15 protein-coding genes are annotated in these 17,125 nt (G+C 60.4%); 1 reads left to right on the forward strand and 14 read right to left on the reverse strand.

Annotated elements, in window-relative coordinates; all coding sequences use genetic code 11:
• Positions 1-66: 66 nt before the first annotated feature.
• The 12 genes from L1073_RS01005 to L1073_RS17170 form a co-directional block, all read right to left on the reverse strand.
• Positions 67-546, reverse strand: a complete 480-nt coding sequence (locus tag L1073_RS01005; RefSeq protein ID WP_246896361.1) for a TadE/TadG family type IV pilus assembly protein — start codon at positions 544-546, stop codon at positions 67-69.
• Entirely contained in the window at positions 539-2,368 is a 1,830-nt protein-coding gene (locus L1073_RS01010) for a Tad domain-containing protein (RefSeq protein ID WP_246896363.1), read from the reverse strand. The genes L1073_RS01005 and L1073_RS01010 overlap by 8 nt, the downstream gene beginning before the upstream one ends.
• 2 nt (positions 2,369-2,370) lie before the next feature.
• Positions 2,371-2,724 carry a DUF3613 domain-containing protein gene (locus L1073_RS01015; RefSeq protein WP_246896364.1) on the reverse strand — a complete coding sequence of 118 codons (354 nt, stop codon included), beginning with the start codon at positions 2,722-2,724 and terminating at the stop codon, positions 2,371-2,373.
• Between the two features lie 55 nt (positions 2,725-2,779).
• A complete protein-coding gene (locus tag L1073_RS01020) occupies positions 2,780-3,682 on the reverse strand; it encodes a tetratricopeptide repeat protein (protein ID WP_246896365.1) in 903 nt (300 codons plus the stop codon).
• Between the two features lie 14 nt (positions 3,683-3,696).
• Complete coding sequence (locus L1073_RS01025; protein WP_246896366.1) at positions 3,697-4,587, reverse strand: type II secretion system F family protein; 891 nt, start codon at positions 4,585-4,587, stop codon at positions 3,697-3,699.
• A 9-nt stretch (positions 4,588-4,596) separates the two neighbouring features.
• Positions 4,597-5,448, reverse strand: coding sequence for a type II secretion system F family protein (locus L1073_RS01030; protein WP_246896367.1), 852 nt, complete (start codon positions 5,446-5,448; stop codon positions 4,597-4,599).
• A 20-nt stretch (positions 5,449-5,468) separates the two neighbouring features.
• Positions 5,469-6,695 carry a TadA family conjugal transfer-associated ATPase gene (locus L1073_RS01035; protein ID WP_246896368.1) on the reverse strand — a complete coding sequence of 409 codons (1,227 nt, stop codon included), beginning with the start codon at positions 6,693-6,695 and terminating at the stop codon, positions 5,469-5,471.
• Positions 6,696-6,881: 186 nt separating this feature from the next.
• Positions 6,882-8,267 (reverse strand): type II and III secretion system protein family protein, encoded by a 1,386-nt coding sequence (locus L1073_RS01040; protein ID WP_246896369.1) that lies wholly within the window; start codon positions 8,265-8,267, stop codon positions 6,882-6,884.
• Positions 8,268-8,359: 92 nt separating this feature from the next.
• Positions 8,360-9,373, reverse strand: coding sequence for a Flp pilus assembly protein CpaB (gene cpaB, locus L1073_RS01045; protein WP_246896370.1), 1,014 nt, complete (start codon positions 9,371-9,373; stop codon positions 8,360-8,362).
• Between the two features lie 10 nt (positions 9,374-9,383).
• The gene (locus tag L1073_RS01050; protein ID WP_246896371.1) at positions 9,384-9,647 is read right to left on the reverse strand and encodes a Flp family type IVb pilin; all 264 of its coding nucleotides are present in this window, start codon (positions 9,645-9,647) and stop codon (positions 9,384-9,386) included.
• Between the two features lie 141 nt (positions 9,648-9,788).
• Complete coding sequence (locus L1073_RS01055; protein ID WP_246896373.1) at positions 9,789-11,543, reverse strand: ShlB/FhaC/HecB family hemolysin secretion/activation protein; 1,755 nt, start codon at positions 11,541-11,543, stop codon at positions 9,789-9,791.
• A 151-nt stretch (positions 11,544-11,694) separates the two neighbouring features.
• Positions 11,695-13,032: a collagen-like triple helix repeat-containing protein gene (locus tag L1073_RS17170; RefSeq protein ID WP_281505943.1), complete on the reverse strand. Its 1,338-nt coding sequence runs from the start codon at positions 13,030-13,032 to the stop codon at positions 11,695-11,697.
• A gap of 529 nt (positions 13,033-13,561) precedes the next feature.
• Between L1073_RS17170 and L1073_RS01065 the strand changes: the two genes are divergently transcribed.
• A complete protein-coding gene (locus tag L1073_RS01065) occupies positions 13,562-14,419 on the forward strand; it encodes a helix-turn-helix domain-containing protein (RefSeq protein ID WP_246896375.1) in 858 nt (285 codons plus the stop codon).
• A gap of 124 nt (positions 14,420-14,543) precedes the next feature.
• Here L1073_RS01065 and L1073_RS01070 read toward each other — a convergent pair whose 3' ends face one another.
• Positions 14,544-14,921, reverse strand: coding sequence for a histone-like nucleoid-structuring protein, MvaT/MvaU family (locus L1073_RS01070; RefSeq protein ID WP_246896376.1), 378 nt, complete (start codon positions 14,919-14,921; stop codon positions 14,544-14,546).
• A 183-nt stretch (positions 14,922-15,104) separates the two neighbouring features.
• Positions 15,105-16,451, reverse strand: coding sequence for a Na+/H+ antiporter family protein (locus L1073_RS01075; RefSeq protein WP_246896377.1), 1,347 nt, complete (start codon positions 16,449-16,451; stop codon positions 15,105-15,107).
• Positions 16,452-17,125: the final 674 nt, after the last annotated feature.

Below are 17,125 nucleotides of genomic sequence, written 5' to 3' on the forward strand. Positions count from 1 at the left end.
TGAAACCCGCCATCCTTTCCCCGAGTCACTACTTAGCATAGACGTCGGCGACATCTTTCATGCCATTCAATCGAGAAAGATGCTGGCAGTCGTTGTCAAGGGATCTGGCGTGCCCGGTATGCTGATGCCAAATAGGTTCAAGATAGGAAGCGGAAAGTCAGCTTGAACGCAGATAGTCAGCAACCCTTCTTCAAACGTGGGGGGGTCATCCTCACAAAACCGGGTATTAAAGCGAGCGAGCCAACTATCATCCTTTTGTGTGCCATCCTCACCGGTAATTAAACCTAGCTCCGTGAGGCGATCTTCAAGCTTTTCCACGGGGTCTTCATCGCCTTCTTGTACGAGCGTGGTGCTGATCGTCGCGGCTTGGCGCGCGGTTTCACTCGCCAGGTTCTGCAAGCCGCTTTGAATCAGAAACACGAAGGCGTAACCGATCAAGGCATAAAGCACTAAGAAGAACACCGGAAAGACGATGGCGAATTCGATGGCGGCCACGCCGCTTTGGCGCCTGCGCGGCGTGTACTTGAAGCGATTCGCTTTACTCATCGGAAACTTCCCCTACGCGGATCAGTTCGACTTTTCCGTACTCGACACCGAGCACTTCGGCATCCACGCCATTGAGGCTCAATCCCAGGGCGTTGAGCAGCGGGTCGATAAGGGGCGCCAGGACGCTGTCGAGCACATCGTCGAGCCCCGCCGTAAGTGCTGACAGCAAGTCGCCGACGGAACCCAGCGCCTCGTTCACCAGGTCTTCTATACCCTGCCCTAAGCAGCCAAGAAGGCCGTTGCACTGCTCGTTTCCATCATCGAGCAATGACAACTCAATATTCGATTCCGTCAGCAGCGGCCCTAGCAGCCCCGAGACACCACCGATGCCTTCGCCGAAGCGCAGCGTCGTCTGTAAGGGCCAGGCATCCAGCGTGTCGTGATACGCGGTACCCGCGGCGGTAACGGTTTGGCTTTCTGCGTCGTTATTGAGACGCAGGGAGAGTAGATCGGCGAACTTCAGCAGGCTCAGCTCAACGTCAGCAGTGCTCGTCAGCAGCGCCGAGCGAGCGCTGACGCTCACGTCGTATCGCTGATCGCCCGCCGGCTCGACGGATTCGATACCACCACTTGCCGAAGCTGATTCAAGCTCCAACCCCAGATCCAGCGTTACCAAATCTATGACGTTAACCTCCGTGTCGAGATCCAGCTCCAACTGCGCCGTTTTCGCCTCGCTGCGCCATTCGTCACACCCGTCCGCCGCATAGGTCTCGCACCCCACCGGCCCCACGGCGATTTTCGGCGGCTCGATGATGTCGAGATCAAGCGACACGTTGGTCAAGTCACCGATATTGGCCTCAAGATTGTCGATATGTATGCCGCTTTGCTGGTTCGCTGCCAGCAATGCGCCGCTGAGCAAATTGCCGAGCCCCACACCGGCGAAAAGCGCGCTGTCACGCTCCGGGGATTCGACATCTACCGCCAGTAGATCCCCCAAAGGAACGGAGACATCCAACGCATTGCCGGATAACCCGCCGATCAGGTCATCGAGTGCCGTGTTCACCTCGCCGAGGCCAATGGCGTCATCAGCGGATTGCAGCGCCACGAGTGCATCACCATTGCCGGGCCGGCGCAAAGCGGCAAGACTGGCTTCGGCCAATTCACTGACCGTGACGTCCGTCGCCAGGAGTTCGTCCAGACCGGCGGCGCTCAAGTCAACATCCACGCCCGATAACTCACGCGCCAGTTCAAGCAGGGTTATCTGGGTTTGTGCCAGGCCCTCGTAGCCCACCAGATCGAGGTCTAGATTCTTCGCCCCCAGCGCTGCGAGCACGGGCTCGAGCAGTGTCTTGTCACCGTCGACGGACAATAGCTGCGTACCTAACGCGATGGCGGCGACTGGTGTACGGCGCGCCACAGCCGAGGCGCTGAGTGTGCTTTGCTCCTCGATATTGGAGTCGGAATCAGAGAACAGCCGTTGGAGATTGACGATCAGACTGGTCGGCACCGCTTCGCTCACCACCACTCTGACGGCATCGCTCGTGACATCGTCACTGGCGGTGAAGACATTGAACCCGTCTTTCACCTCGACCATGCCGCGTTGCAGTTCAAGGGAACTGCCTTCAGCATCCGACCCACGTACCAAATTGGCGTTGGCGATCTCGCGAAGTTGAGTCATGTCCTGCGTGCGCATGAGGGCCGCCGCGGCTTCCATGGCGGCGGTGTCGGCTTGCTTCTGGAGCTTGGCTTGTTCGTAATACAGCCGCCCCACATCCAGCGCCAGCACCAGGCACAGGATCACCAGCCCCAGCACGCCCATAGCGAGCAGGCCGATGGCGCCGCGTTGGGCACCAGGCGACGTAGGCAATGCGCGACGCGGCATGCTTATTGTTCCCCGAAGTCGTCGCTGTCGATATAACGCTCGGGAATCTCGTGTTCGAAGCTTTCCACGTAGCGCTGCCAGATGGCCGATTGCACGGGCCCTGCGAGTTCCTGGCGGTGGGACGAGGCACCACGCCCGCTGCGTTGCCATTCGAGCAAGCGCTGCGTTGCCTGGCCGGGATGCCCCGAGAGATCGTTGTGCGTGCGCGTCGTCTCGACACCTTGGGTATCCTGCTGGCCCTGGGCGGGTTGACCGCTGGCCATGCCCACCAGTACCAAGCCGCCGAGCGCGGTCATGGCGAGACGCCCGAGACGTGGTGCACCTGAGTTCATGAATGCTGTGTGTGTCGTAAGCATGTGAGTCTCCTGCATGTAAGTCTGCTGTCGGTCGGCGTGTCCGAGCGATACGCCGTCATTGGCGAATGATTTCGAGCGAGCCCGGAGCGGTTGGCCTCTCGATGGGGGTTTGAGTGATCGATGCGCCCGCGCCACTCGGGGTAGACGCCGAGACACTGGAGACAGCATCGGCAGCGGCACTCGCGTCGTCGCTTGAAGTAGCGTTGGACGATTCGGCCTTGGCCAGCCGGGTCTGGCGCAACAACGCCACTTCTTCCTGATCGATTCCGTACCGTTGGGCGACGCCTTGCGCCTGCCGATCATTGTTCTGGGCATATAGCGCCATAACGAGGTTGCGCGCGGCACGCGCATAATCGGGACTGAGTTCCAGAGCGGTGAGGAATTCGTCTTGCGCTTGTCGGGGCTGACCTTCCAACAGGCGCAGATAGCCCAGGTCATTGCGGATGGCGGCGTCGATGGGACGCGCCTCGCGGGCACGCTGCATGGAGTCCAAGGCGGTCTCGAGTTTTCCCCGTGCGGCCTGGTTACGCGCGATGCCGCGCCAGGCATCGGCGGCCAGGCAGGTCTCGGTGAGCGTCTCGTAGACGGCGTCAGCCCTGTCGCGCTTGCCCGTCTTGCGCAGCGCCTCACCCCGCAGCAGGCGCGGCTCGGCCAGCGAGTCACGCGCTGCGTCCAGCGACAAGTCATCGAGATGCGCCAGGGCAGCGCGCGGCTTGTCATCGTTGAGCATCTGGCGGATCAGCGAGATCTGCATGCCGGCGGTGGCCGTCATTTCCTCGCCGCAGGCACCGCGCCGGGTATCGCCCTGGCTTTCTTCGGGCTCCGCCAGGCGGCTGGACGCGCTCTGTGCGCCTTGGGGTTGCGTCCAGGCGGTGTTCGGTGTCGACGAGCTGGCGCATCCGCCCAGCGCGATCAGACAGACGATGCCAGCGAGGGCATGCCATGGCCGAGACGACATTGCATGCGACATCATTAACCTCCCAGGGTCGCCAGCGCACCGGCGAGATTGAGTACGGCGGGCCCGGCCAAAACGATCAGCAAGGCGGGGAATAGAAACACCATCATGACCAGCGACATCTTGCCCGAGAGCCGGGTAACGGCTTCTTGCAGGCGTGTGCGCCGCCGATCGCGCAGCAGTTCGCCCAGCGTGCGCAGCGAGTCCCGCGCGCCGCCCCCGCTGGACGAAACTTGCGCCAGCAACTTGAGCAAGTCGCCCAGGCCTTCGCTGGCCTGCACATCGGCGACTTCCTCGAGGGCATCTTCGCGGGCTTGGCCGGCTTCGATCTTGTGGGTCACGCTGCGCAGTTCGCGCACGCTTTCCGGGGCGGTGCCTTCGAGGTTGTGGATCAACCCTTGCAGCACGCTTTCCAGCGTCATGCCGGCCTCCCAGAGCATCCGCGTGACCTGCAATACCAGGGCGATTTCCTCATCCAGGGCACGGGTTCGCTGACGGCGGCGATTCTTGATCCACGCCCAGCACAACACGCCGGTCAGCGCGCTCGCCGCGACGCCCAACAACAGGCTGCCCCAAACGTCCCGGCCTTGCTCCCAGCCCCATGCGGTGCCCACCAGCCAGGCGCAGGCCGCCAGCGTGCCGAGCACGCCCAGTAGGCGCGCTTGAGAACGCGAGCCGATGAACCCCGCCTGGCGCAGGACGATGGCCAGCTCGGCGCTGCGCGCATGCCGGCGCCGATGCACGCGCCATGCGCTACCGCTACGCAGCAATAGCGACTCGGTCTGGCGCCAGCTTTCCGGCGCTTGCGGGGGCTGGCGTTCCAGGCTCCGCTGCGCGAGGGCCCAGCAAACCCCGGCGGCAGTCATCAATACCGCGCCACTGGCGAGTAACCACATCACTGCTTGCATGCGCCCTCCTCAAATCGCCCTGAGCATTCGCCACATCACGAAGCAGCCGCTCAATTCGAGTCCCAGTGCCAGCCATAGCGCCGCGCGACCATCCGCGCTGTGCCACATGGTGCTCAGGAACTCGGGGTTGGTAATCAGGATGTAACCGCCGATCAATATCGGGATGACGGCCAGCACCATGGCGGTGAAACGCGTTTCGCCGGTGAGTGCCTTGAGCTCGCGGCGTCCGCGCTCTTGCTGACGCAAGAGGGTGATGAAGCTGCTCAGAATGTCGCGCAGGCTGCCGCCGTGGCGTTGATTGACTTCCAACGCGGTGGCCAGCAGCGCCAATTCGTTGAGCTTGAGCAGCGTGCTCTCGCGAACCAGACCTTCATGCAGTTCCATCCCCAGTTCGCGACGCGCCCAGACCCGTTCGAGCATGTTGCGAAGCGGCGGCGCGCTGCGTGCGATCTGGCGCCTGAAGGCGTTTTCCGGGCTGGCGCCGACGGAAAGCTCGCGCAGCAGTTGTTCGAGATACCCCGGCAACTGGGCCCGCAGACGCGAGCGCAGGCGTCGCGCTCGCCATTGCAATAGCAGGTTGCCGCCCACCAGCACGCCCGCCAGCAAGTACAGGCTCCAGCGTTGATCGAGCAGTACCAGCATTACCGCGAGCACACTCAGCACCAGGGCGACGGCGATCACCAGTCGACGCGGTGTGAGTTGAATGCCGGCACGCAATAGATAGTCGAGCGACCAGTCGAGCAACGACTCGCTGGGCGCGATACGTCGCCGTTGACGGCGTGGCGCGCCCGCTTCGCGCGGCATCGAGGCTGCCCGCGCACTGGTCCATACCAGCCCCGCCGCGGCCAACAGCAAAACCATTGCGACCCACCACCACAAGGTCATGCTTGTACCCTCGCGGTGGCGAGTTGGGTCCAGGGCGCGTCGTGGCGATGATAGAGCGTTTCGAGTTTGATGATGTCGCTATCGAACCCGACTACGCGCTGCACCTCGAGCACATGGCGATGACCTTTCACGTCGCGGGTGACATGCACGACCAGATCCAGCGCCGTGGCGATGATGCGGTTGATCAGGGTATCCGAGCCCTGAAAGCCCGATAGACGCACCATCATCTGCAGGCGGACCAGGGCATCCGCCGCCGCGTTGGCATGCACCGTGCTCATCGAGCCCAGATGGCCGGTGTTCATGGCCTGCAGCACATCGAGAACTTCATCGCCGCGACTCTCGCCGAGAATCACGCGGTCGGGACGCATGCGCAGCGAGTTGCGTACCAGTTGCCGCGCGCTGATCTCGCCTTCGCCCTCGCTGTTGGCGGGGCGCGTTTCGAGACGTACGACATGGCTGTTGCGCAACTGCAGTTCGGCGGCATCCTCAATGGTGACGACGCGTTCGTGCGGCGGAATCGACTGACTCAGGGCATTGAGCAAAGTGGTCTTGCCCGAGCCGGTGGCACCACTGATGAGGATGTTGCGCCGCCGTTCGACGGCTTGTTCCAGCTCGCTGAGCAGCGCGGCGGGCAAGGCATCGCGTTCGACCAGCGCCAGTGCGCTCATGGCGTCGTGACGAAACTTGCGGATCGAGACGCAAGGACCGTCCAGCGCCAGCGGCGGGATGATGGCGTTGACGCGGGAGCCGTCTTCCAGGCGGGCATCCACCATGGGACTGGATTCATCGAGCCGCCGCCCCAGAGGTGCCAGCATGCGGCGCACCACGCGCAGTACATGAGCATCGTTGAGAAACTGCTGGGAGACGCGCTCGAGCTTGCCCTCGCGTTCGGCGAAGACGTGGTGCGGCCCGTTGATGAGGATGTCGGTGATGCCATCATCGCGCAACAGCGGTTGCAGCGGGCCGTAGCCGGTCATTTCGTGATACAGCGATTGCAGTACCGTTTGCATGGCGTCGTCGGGGATAAACTCGCCGCGCTCGGCCAGCCAGTCGCGCACGCTATCCTCTAGGCGTGTAAACAACACGCTGGGTTCGGCATCGAGTTCCATGCCTTCGTCCTCGAAGCGCTCGATGACGCTGCGGTGCAGTTCCGACTTGAAGGCCGGGTCGTCGGGGTCGGCGACGACGTTCAAGTGACGTTGTCCAAAACGTGGCAGTGCCATGGTGTTTCCTCCCTGGCGGTGGCCCCTGAGAGACACCGCTTAACGTTCCAAGCGGCTATGCCGGTAACAAGCCTGGCGAGGGCGCTGTAAACCCTTCCCTGGGCGCTACTTTTGCCATCCATGGCAAAAAACCCTCGCTGCGTCTTGCCCCCGGCGCCCACTGATTGCCGGATGTAAAATCGACACTCAGTCGCCGAAGCCGACGTTCCCCAGGCGCTCGAGGCTTTCGGCGTCCTGCGGGTCGAACAGCAGTTCCAGATACGAGGGGTCGTAGCGACGCAGCGCCTCGCCGGGCAGGTCCGGACGCGGCGCATCCGCCGCCATCGGTGAGACGAGGTGCGGCGTGACGACCATCACCAGTTCCTTGTTTTCGGTCTCGAAACGCGTGGAGCGGAAAAACGCGCCGATGATCGGCAGGTCGCCAAGGCCGGGGAACTTGTCCACGGTCTGCATGGTGCTGTTGCTGACCAGGCCGCTGATGATCAGGCTCTCGCCGTCGCCGAGCTGCACGCTGGTGTCGGTACGCCGCACGTTCAGCGCGGGCACGGCAACGCCACTGGCTTGCACGCCTTGCGTGAAGTCGAGTTCGCTGACCTCTGGGGCCACCTTGAGCATGATGCTGTCGTTATCCAGCACCGTGGGCGTCAGTTGCAGCCTCACCCCGAATTGCTTGAAGTCGATGCGCACGTCGCCATCGTCGTTGCTGATCGGGAAGGGAAATTCGCCACCGGCGAGAAACGAGGCGCTTTGCCCCGAGAGCGTGACCAGGCTGGGCTCGGCAAGGGTGTAGGCGAAGCCGTTGCTGCGCAGGGCGCTGATCACGCCGAGCATGCTGTCGTCGGCGCTGCCTCCGACGATGTTGTAGCCACCATCGCCGGTCTGAAAGCCGGAGCCGGTGAGGAAGGAAAAGCCTTCGCTGAAGGTGTCGCCGACGGCCTCGGCACCGCCCAAGGCGCCGCTGGTACCGACGCCTGCCAGGGTGTTACCGCCGTTATTCTTGCCGAAGAAGAAGCCGGCGGATTGCAGTTTGCTGCGGTTGACCTCGACCACGCGGATATCGGTCTGTACCTGGACCGGACCGCTCTGGCGCGTGGCATCGACCGTGTTCTGATCGCCGAGCCGATTGCGCGCCTGGTCATGACGCGACAGGGACTCGCTCTCGCCCGAGAGAGTCGGCGTATCGGTGCCGTCGGCCAGGGTGTATTCGGATTCCATACCCCGCGCGCCGCGCGGACGCACCGTGACGCGATAGTCCCGGGGCTCGTCATCGCCATTGCGCCATACACTCAGCGAGGTCGTCCCCGCCGCCAACCCGGTGACCATGAGTTGACGTGCATCCAGCACCTGGGCGCTGGCGATATCGCCATCCCCCAGGGCCGTGCGTTCCACGGGGCGGTCGAATGTCAGGCGCTGCTGACCACCGGCATCCAGACGCAGCGTGCGCCCTTCTTGCCCGTCATCCTGCTGAGCCATCGACACAGCGGAAAATGACAGCGCCAATAAGCACAACAGTCCATACACAGCGCGCTGTCCCACGGCGATGACAGTCGACGTCGGTAGGTATTGCATCATGTTTTCCTTCTTCCCTGCATTGGCGCGACATCTAGCATCGGCATGAAGTGTCGCGCTTGTCGTTATCGTGCCGACGGCTTTAAAGGCCGTTCCTAACGTTGCGTTTCGGTCACCCGACGCTCGCCCCCGACAAATTGCACGACGCGATGGCCGCTTGTTTGCTGGGTTGCGCGACGCGGTTCAGCAGGCTGTTGGTTATCGTCGTCGGCTGCGGCGATATCGGCATAGGTGACGGCCGGCGCCAGTTCGTCGTCGTCTCGCGCGCTTTCCTCGCGTGACGTTTCGCCACCGCTGGCGTCGGACAGGCCCAGTACCATGTCGTCGCCCTGCCCGTCCGGCGCGGTAACGAGATTGGCCATCAAGGCATCGACGCGCTCGCGACTGCCGACCACGGCCAATCGCAGGCGACCGGTACTTTCGGCCAGTAGCAGCTTGGGAGCCTGCGATTCGTCGACGGCGACCACGGCGGTACGTGCACCGCGTCGACCGGGACCCTCGTCGTCCTCGTCCTGCGCAGAGGCATCACCGAGACGCTCGCCATAACCGAGCACCAGCACATCGTCGAGCAAACGACGCGCCAGCGTTTCGCGACTATCACCGGATGCAGCGGCACGCGCCTGAAACAGCACATCGACTCGGTCACCGGGAGCGATGAAACCGCCGCCACCGATGACATCGTCAACGCCGATAGCCAGGGCGCGGTAGCCCGCCGGAATCTGGCTGGCCAACACGCTACCCAGGGCAAAATCCCCTTCGCGAATCACCTCGCCAGCCTCGACAGGACGTGTCAGCACGCGCCCATCCAGTGCCTCGCGCTCGGCGAAGCTCTTTGGCAAGGCATTGGGGAAATCCACCACCGCCAGCATCGGCGATCCCGTGGCATCATCCACCGCATCGTCGGCCGCCAGTTCCGTGCCTTCGCTGAGATCCCGCCTGGCTACCACTGCGGGATGCCGCATATCCGGCGTCTCGGTAGCCGACTCGACGGCATTTTCCTCTACCGGTGGCGGCGCGGCCTGCTGGGTCAAACGCCAACCGGTGAACCCCAACCCCAGGGCCAAGGCCACCAGCAGCACCGCGACGATTTTTAGGGTCTTGGGAGACATGGTTTAGCCCTTACTCAGTATCAGGGTTTTCCGCCGTTCCAACGGCTTGCGCAATGCTGTCGAAAATGCCCCCAAATATGTTTTGCAGGCCTTCATCGCCGTTGAAAACCGCGATAATGACTACCGCGACGACACCCGCGATAATCGCGTACTCGATCGCCGTAGCACCTTGCTGTCGTTTAAAGCGCGCCTGATTGAGTGTCTTGTTGGCGTGACCCTGCGCCGCGATGCGTTGGGTCAGGGTGGTGAACTTATCGATCAATGAAATACGCATGATGGTTTCCCTGCATTGTGTGATAAGTGTTGTCTTGCTACTTACCTCTTCCTTCTTCTTTCTTTTCTCTTCTCTCTTCCCTCTTCCCTCTTCCCTCTTCCCTCTCCCTTCTTACTGCTGCTTCCTTCTTCATTGACGGCTTTAGCCGCCATCGAACTGCCAGGAGACGCGTGCATTGATGCGCCCGTCGCGGTTATCGGTATCCAGGTCTTCCTCGGCAATGGGACGTGCGTATTCCACGCCTAGCCGGTAGTAGCGGTTGTCGGTGAATTCGAGGCCGAAGGCCGCCGAGGCGAGGTTGTATTCGATGTCGTTGTCGTGGAAGCGCGTGCGCGCGCCGTCGACGACCAGGTAGGGTTCGACCCGGCTGACCCAGCCCCAGGGCACGGCTTGCAGAAAGCGCATTTCGATCTCGCCGGCGTAGCCGTAATCCCCTTCGGCCTGGCCATCCGGATAACCGCGCCCGAAGCGTGTACCGCCGTAGTTGCCGCGTTCGGGCACGGGCAGACTGTCCTCGGCCCAGAAGCCATCCGCGCGGGTGGTAAGACGCCAACGCTCACCCAGCGCTTCTACCCAGCGCCCCTGAAGTCCCAGACGGGTGTAACGCAGCGGGTCATCATCGCTCTGGGAAACGCCGGTCGTCTCGATGGTCAGCTCGTTCTTGCTGCCGCCGACTTCGAGCCCTTGGCGCACGTCGCCGCTGATTTCCCAGAGGCGGTCGTCGCTGACCTGACGGTAACGCGTATTGAGCTCGGCGGTGCCGTAGCGCAGGGATTCATTGGCACGGCTCTCGCCATTCTCGCTGGTGTAGCGATATTGAGTGTCTTCATCGAGATATTCGACGGCGCCGCCGACTTCCCATAGCGTCTCGCGAGACAATTCGATGGGATATTCGAGTCCGGCACGATAGCGATAGCGTTCCTTGTCTTCTCGCGCTTCGATGGGCACACCGCGCAACTGGGTGGCGTCGTCGCCGTCGAAGTGCGTCGCCGAAAGCTTGAGTCGCAGGCCGTCGCTGCCCAGTGCCTGGCTGTATTCGGCGGCGAGGTATTCGTCGTCATCGTCCACGGGTAGCAGGCCGGCCAACGAGAGACGCTCGGCGTGCCGCGTATTGCCCTGAGTGGCGATATTGGCCAACGTCTGGGTGTCGTCCTCGTCGTCGTAATTCACGGAGAGCCCGGCGTCGACGCGCTTTATATCGCGCTCCTCGACACGCACGGTGGTAGCGCCATTGATGGTACGCGGCAACGGCACGTTGACCGACAGGCTGGCGCCGGGAATACGTTCGATCAGGGCGGTATAGCGCTCGAAACGCTCGCGGCGCAGCGGACGCTCCTCGGCCATGCGCTCGATCAAGCGCTGAACGCGAGCCGCCACGGCATCGTTGTCGATATCCAGCTCGGCGCGGGCGATATAGCCTTCGACCACGACCACCTCGACATTGCCGTTGGCGAAGTTATCCGCCGGCAGGTAGGCATAAGAAATCGGGTAGCCGGCGTTCTGATAGCGCTCGGTGATGCGCCTCACGGCCTTGTTGATACGACCGACGGTGACCGTTTCTCCCACCAACGACTTGAGAGGCGCGGCCAGCTCATCGAGCTCAAACACCGAGCCGCCCCGGATATTGATATGTCGGACGTTGACCTGCGCATTCTCCGACACACCCGGTGCCGAATCCGGCTGCTGTACGTTGAGGTCCAGTGTACGTTGGCGTTCCTGCTGCTCTTGTTGCTCGCGCGTGGCGGTCGGCGAGCGTTCATCGATGAAGGAGGGGACGACATCGTCGGCCATGAGCGAACCACTGTGGCCGATCAGCACGATGGCCAGGCAACCCAGCAGCGATTCAGACAGCGGGCGACGGCGTTCGTCGCGACGAAGACGCAGCAATGACGGCATATTGTAGCTTCCCTGTGTGTGTCTTGTCGGAGCCGCTCGTTATTGTGTCGATGGCGACTCTCGTGGCGGTGCAGCGCACCGTGAGTGCCCTCATGGCAGGCCATGAGGGCACCTTGCCTACGTTCGCTTCAGTGATGAGCGATAGTGGGCATTAGCGTTCGCCTCCTCCCAGCAGTCCACCAAGAAGGCCGCCTGCGAGACCATTGCTCTCGCTACCTTGATCGGTGCCGCCATTGTCCGAACCGGCACCGCCACTCAGGCCACCGGTCACGCCGGAGACGGAATCAGTCACACCGCCGACCAAGCCGCCGACGAGGCCTTTGCTGCTGTCGCCGCCGTCGCTCGAGCCACCACCGGTCAAGCCGCCCGTGGACTCGGTCAATCCACCGACGAGGCCGCCGACCAGACCTTGGCTACCACCGTTTTCGCCACCGCCGGTCACGCCACCGAGGAGGCCGCCTTCACCACCGGTAAGACCGCTGAGCAGGCCACCGCCTTCGCCATCGGCGTTGCCGCCCGTCACACCACCGAGGAGGCCGCCTTCGCCACCGGTAAGACCGCTGAGCAGACCGCCATTACCGCCTTCTCCGTTGGTCGCGACGCCGCCCAGGTCAGCCACGGCATTGCCTACGCCTTGCAGGGTTCCGCCAAGGCCACCTAACGCTTCGGAACGATCGCCGACACGGCCACCGAGCTGTGTGACGACGCCCCCGACCGATGTCAGCAAGCCGTCAACGGGTTGGCCGACGCCAAGTCCATCACCCAGCGTTTGCGTGGTGCCTTCGAGATTGGTGACCAATGGCCGTACGACCCCCGTCACTTCGGTGGTCAGCCCGCTGAGGTGGCCGTCTTCGGCGGTCAAGGAAGACGTCAGCGATCCCGCCGTCGAGCTCAGTGCCACCCCAAGCTGGTTGACCGTGTCGCCGGCCCCCGAAACCAGGTTGGTACGTTCGTCGACCTGGCCGACGACCGGTAGGGTATTCAACCCCGTGACAATAGTGCTGGCGGAGGAAACCGCTTCACCGACTTCTCCCACCGTCGATGTCGCGCCGCCGAGCGTGGTACCTAGCGCATTGTCATTCTCGCTCAGATCCCCGACCCCATTACGTAGGCCATCACTGAGACTGTTGACACCTTCCCCGACATCGACGACGGCATTTCCGGCGCCATCAGTGACAAAGCCTGCGCCACCGACATCGGATTGCGAGATGGCCTCACCCGCGCCGACAACGGTATCGCCGACACCGGTAGTGCCATCGCCAGTATCGGAAACGACCTCTTCGACCGCTGTGGAATTATCTCCACCATCGCCATTGTTGCCGTCGCCGCCATTGTTGCCGTCGCCACCGCCGTTGTTGTCACCCATGTCAGGACCATCGCCCGCGCCACCATCCATGGGTTGAGACTCGGATGAACTGCCACTGCAACCGCTCAGGACCAGTGCCAATACGACCGTTGTCAGTGCCGGTATCTTGAGTTCCCCAAGCATCTCGACCTCCATTAATTATCGTTTACTGTCTACGGTTTTCCGTGTAGCGGCTGGTAGAGCATTGACCCTCATATTGCTCACTTTGACCGCCTCTCATCTTTCAAATGAATGAGATTTCGTCTCATTTACGCAGGAGATATCCAAAATAAAAGACAGCCCCCTTACACTATTTTCTTCTTATTAGCCAGCTAACTTTACCTAAAAAATCCTATAGAACGCTGTTTTTTATACATATATTCTTTGAAATAACTGTATACACCCCCAGCATCCCACCTTTCTTTAAGATAAAGGGAGCCACTTTCGCTTTCTTTACTAGAAAGCAATCTACAAACTTAACTATTGATTAAATCACAAAATATTCTATATAAATCATCCTTTTTATCCGAATTTCGTACTATCCTTTACACTCTTTGCATATTAGGGTTCTCATCCTTTTAGGCTTTGCAATTCTGATCATCATCTCGGTATTTACAGATTGAGTCAGAAATGACTTACAAAGTAAGACGCAAAAAACCAAGGGGAAGCATGTATGGCAGCGTATGAGACATCGTTATCGACTAGCCTCAATACCATGCGGGCTGCCGAGATATGGCTGCATGAACGGTCAGGCGATAGCCCATCGATCCGTGAACTGGCCAATTATCTCGGGTATTCGGAAGCGCAGATACGCCGTAACTTCAACCGCTTCTTCGGCATTTCGCCCGGCCGTTATCGTGACTCGCTACGCTTGGAACGCGCAGCCCTGCTGTTATGTCGTACGCCGATGCAGGTGCTCGATGTCGCCATCAGTTGCGGATATCGCAGCCATGCCATTTTTACGCGGGCCTTCCATGGCTACTTCGGCGTCTCTCCCAGCGAGTATCGGCGCCGCTTCGACGATCACTTGCGCAACTTGGCACCTCGACACGCGCCCGAATCGCTGAGCATCGGGATACGAGAAGAATCACGCTATTTCTTGACCCGCCATTACGGCGATGTACCAGTAACCGAACATCCCGGCTTATGGCGCCGCTACGCGCAACAATGGCAGCCTTATTTGAAAGGATGTGAGGTCTCGCGGACCTGGGTATATCACGACGATCCGAATATCACGCCCGCTAGCAGGGTGCGTATCGACTTCGGTTTCAAGGTCGAAGGCGACTGTATGACACCTCCGGCAATGGCATTTAGGCAGGTCCGCATTCCTGCCAGACGGCAGGTCAAGATGCGTGTGGCGGGGAGGGAGAACATCACTGGCGCATTTGCTTATCTACTTTATGAATGGTTACCGACACATGATGAATGGTTGAGTGGTGAGCCCGTCGTCGTCACGTGGTTGGACAGTTCGTCGTCACATTCACAGCTCGAGACTTTCGAACTGGGTATCCCCCTCTTGACGATTCATTAGCTCGCCAGCTCGTCCAGGAGCAAATAAAAAAAGGCTGATGCTCTAAAGCATCAGCCTTTTCCAGACAGTACGGCTTGGCGTACTTAGCGCGCTTTCACTGGAAAGCGCTTATCCGCAAAGACGCTCACTCCTCGACGCGTACCAACCAGGACTCGACGGTGTCGTTGCCGTACTCGTCTTTCCACGCCTTGAGCGTCTTTTGATTACCACCCCGTGTTTCCACCACTTCACCGGTGTTGGGGTTCTTGTAGATCTTCAGCTTACGCTTGCGGCGCCCGCCAGTGTTCGCCTGAGAAGACGACGCGGAAGAAGAAGTCGGCTGTGGATCGAGCAGTTCGATCACGGCAGCAGGCGACTTGTCGTATTCTTTCATCAAGGCTTCGAGCTTTTCCTTGAATTCCAGCTCAGTCGTCAGGCGCTGGTCCTTTTCCAACTGCTGCAACTCTTCGCTGAGTTGCTTTAGCAGCTGTTCCTTTTTCATGTACTCGCTCAAAAGAGACATTCTTTACCTCTAGACAGTTGGGATGCGCTCGTATTATCGCTACTTATTCGCTTATTGCCAAGTCCCGTCTTTATTTTTTTATTTAACCTGTCGCAACCTCGGGCCTTCCAAGATGCCTTTAATGCGCTTTCAAGCAAGCTCGGCGACACCATCACGCCCCCTCTTAAAAGAGACCGGCGCCATTTAAAGCCACATTGCCGCCAACCACCCGAACACGATGAGCGGGATATTGTAATGAATGAAAGTGGGGACGACCGAGTCCCAGATATGATCGTGCTGGCGGTCGACATTGAGTCCTGAGGTCGGCCCCAGCGTCGAATCGGATGCCGGCGAGCCGGCATCGCCCAACGCGGCGGCGGTGCCCACCAGGGCCACCGTGGCCATGGGCGAGAAACCGAATTGCATGGCCAGCGGGACGTAGATCGCGGCGATGATGGGAATCGTCGAGAATGACGAGCCGATCCCCAGTGTGATGAACAAACCGACCAACAACATGATCAACGCTGCGAGCCCTTGATTGTCACCGATAATGGCGAAGGCGTTTTCGACCAGCGTGTCGATATCCCCCGTGGCTTGCATGACCGAGGCAAATCCCGCTGCCGTGATCATGATGAAGCCAATCAGTGCCATCATGCGCATTCCGCTGGTGAAAAGATCATCGGCTTCTCGCCACTTGAAGATGCCACCCAAAGATAGCAGGGCAAAACCTACGAGCCCGCCCATGATCATCGAGCCGCTATACAATTGAATCGACAAGGCAGCGACGATGGCCACGACGGCCATCACCAACCCACGTGTATGCAGAGCGACTTCACTAGCGTGATGTGGGGCGTTGCTAGCAACGACATCGCGCGCTTCATAATCACGCGGCTTGCGATAGGAATAGAACACGGCCACTAAAAGGCCCAGTGCCATACCGGCGACCGGAATTCCCATGGCGAGTGGCACCATGCCACGCGTTACTTCAAGCCCTACAGCCTCGCCTGCCGAATTGATATTGGCCAATAGAATATCGTTGAGGAAGATTGCCCCGAACCCGACCGGCAACAGCATATAAGGTGCCGTCAGACCAAAGGTCAACACGCACGCCACCATGCGTCGATCCAGACGCAGGGGATTCATGATCTTGAGTAGCGGGGGAACCAGAATGGGAATGAAGGCAATATGTACGGGAATCAGGTTCTGCGATGAAATCGCCACCAATAGCAACGCCACGAGCAGGATGTATTTCACCGCCGATTGGCGTTTATATGACGCCTCGTGCCCGAGCAGACGAATCAAACGCTGGGCCAACACGTCAGGAAGTCCTGAGCGTGAAATCGCCACCGCGAACGCCCCCAGCGTTGCGTAGGCCAACGCCACCTTGGCGCCGCCTCCCACACCATCGTTGAATGCGGCCAACGTGTCCTCGAGCCCCAGACCGCCGACCATACCGCCCACCAAGGCCCCCACGATAAGCGCAAACACTACCGATACTCGCGCCAAGGCGAGCCCTACCATGACCAGAACGGCCAGAATAACCGCGTTCATTGCCGTGTTCCCGTTGAGTGTGTTGTATGAAAAGAGCGAGATACTAACAGAAGTGGCCATCGGAAGTGGCCATCGGAAGTGGCCATCGGAAGTGGCCATCGGAAGCGGCTATCAAAAGTCGCCATGAAAACGTCACATCCGCGACGCGACATTGTCATGAAGACGGATTACAACGGGGGGCGACAATCAATGGTCAAGCAAGCCATTGCTTGTCAGACAAGGGACACTGTCGTTAAGCGCGTCAGGGAGGCATGCTGAGCGAGGAGGCTCACGGGAACCGGCAAAGTACCGGTGCGTCAGGAAGACGCCAAGGGAGCGCGGAATATTACGCCATGGTCGAATACGGCCATGGCGTTTTTATGATGCCGCGAACGATCACAAAAACACGAGCTGAACTGCCCCCAACAGATGGCCGCTCAGCAGCTTGTCCCCTCTTGCGAAATGCCTGTCACGCCCTCCATAAGCGTTCACACGGGGATTCCCAGCCATTTCATAACACCTGTTTATGTGATGGCAAGATTTAGGTATGCTACGTGTCATAACGAAAAGAAAAGCAATCAGGGAACGCCTGAACCAAATCCAACGCATGGCTCACGAAGCATGGGAACCGTCCTCGTTTCAAGATGGACGCGTCTTCGTGCTTGGCATGGTGTTGTGTGCTCATTGAGAGCGCG

Source organism: Chromohalobacter nigrandesensis (genome assembly GCF_023061285.1).
GTDB lineage: Bacteria > Pseudomonadota > Gammaproteobacteria > Pseudomonadales > Halomonadaceae > Chromohalobacter > Chromohalobacter nigrandesensis.

What these genes read in the sequence shown, in the direction of transcription:
- L1073_RS01005 (WP_246896361.1), bottom strand. Translation starts at nt 546, where the DNA reads ATGAGTAAAGCGAATCGCTTCAAGTACACGCCGCGCAGGCGCCAAAGC.
- L1073_RS01010 (WP_246896363.1), bottom strand. Translation starts at nt 2,368, where the DNA reads ATGCCGCGTCGCGCATTGCCTACGTCGCCTGGTGCCCAACGCGGCGCC.
- L1073_RS01015 (WP_246896364.1), bottom strand. Translation starts at nt 2,724, where the DNA reads ATGCTTACGACACACACAGCATTCATGAACTCAGGTGCACCACGTCTC.
- L1073_RS01020 (WP_246896365.1), bottom strand. Translation starts at nt 3,682, where the DNA reads ATGTCGTCTCGGCCATGGCATGCCCTCGCTGGCATCGTCTGTCTGATC.
- L1073_RS01025 (WP_246896366.1), bottom strand. Translation starts at nt 4,587, where the DNA reads ATGCAAGCAGTGATGTGGTTACTCGCCAGTGGCGCGGTATTGATGACT.
- L1073_RS01030 (WP_246896367.1), bottom strand. Translation starts at nt 5,448, where the DNA reads ATGGTTTTGCTGTTGGCCGCGGCGGGGCTGGTATGGACCAGTGCGCGG.
- L1073_RS01035 (WP_246896368.1), bottom strand. Translation starts at nt 6,695, where the DNA reads ATGGCACTGCCACGTTTTGGACAACGTCACTTGAACGTCGTCGCCGAC.
- L1073_RS01040 (WP_246896369.1), bottom strand. Translation starts at nt 8,267, where the DNA reads ATGATGCAATACCTACCGACGTCGACTGTCATCGCCGTGGGACAGCGC.
- cpaB (WP_246896370.1), bottom strand. Translation starts at nt 9,373, where the DNA reads ATGTCTCCCAAGACCCTAAAAATCGTCGCGGTGCTGCTGGTGGCCTTG.
- L1073_RS01050 (WP_246896371.1), bottom strand. Translation starts at nt 9,647, where the DNA reads ATGCGTATTTCATTGATCGATAAGTTCACCACCCTGACCCAACGCATC.
- L1073_RS01055 (WP_246896373.1), bottom strand. Translation starts at nt 11,543, where the DNA reads ATGCCGTCATTGCTGCGTCTTCGTCGCGACGAACGCCGTCGCCCGCTG.
- L1073_RS17170 (WP_281505943.1), bottom strand. Translation starts at nt 13,032, where the DNA reads ATGCTTGGGGAACTCAAGATACCGGCACTGACAACGGTCGTATTGGCA.
- L1073_RS01065 (WP_246896375.1), top strand. Translation starts at nt 13,562, where the DNA reads ATGGCAGCGTATGAGACATCGTTATCGACTAGCCTCAATACCATGCGG.
- L1073_RS01070 (WP_246896376.1), bottom strand. Translation starts at nt 14,921, where the DNA reads ATGTCTCTTTTGAGCGAGTACATGAAAAAGGAACAGCTGCTAAAGCAA.
- L1073_RS01075 (WP_246896377.1), bottom strand. Translation starts at nt 16,451, where the DNA reads ATGAACGCGGTTATTCTGGCCGTTCTGGTCATGGTAGGGCTCGCCTTG.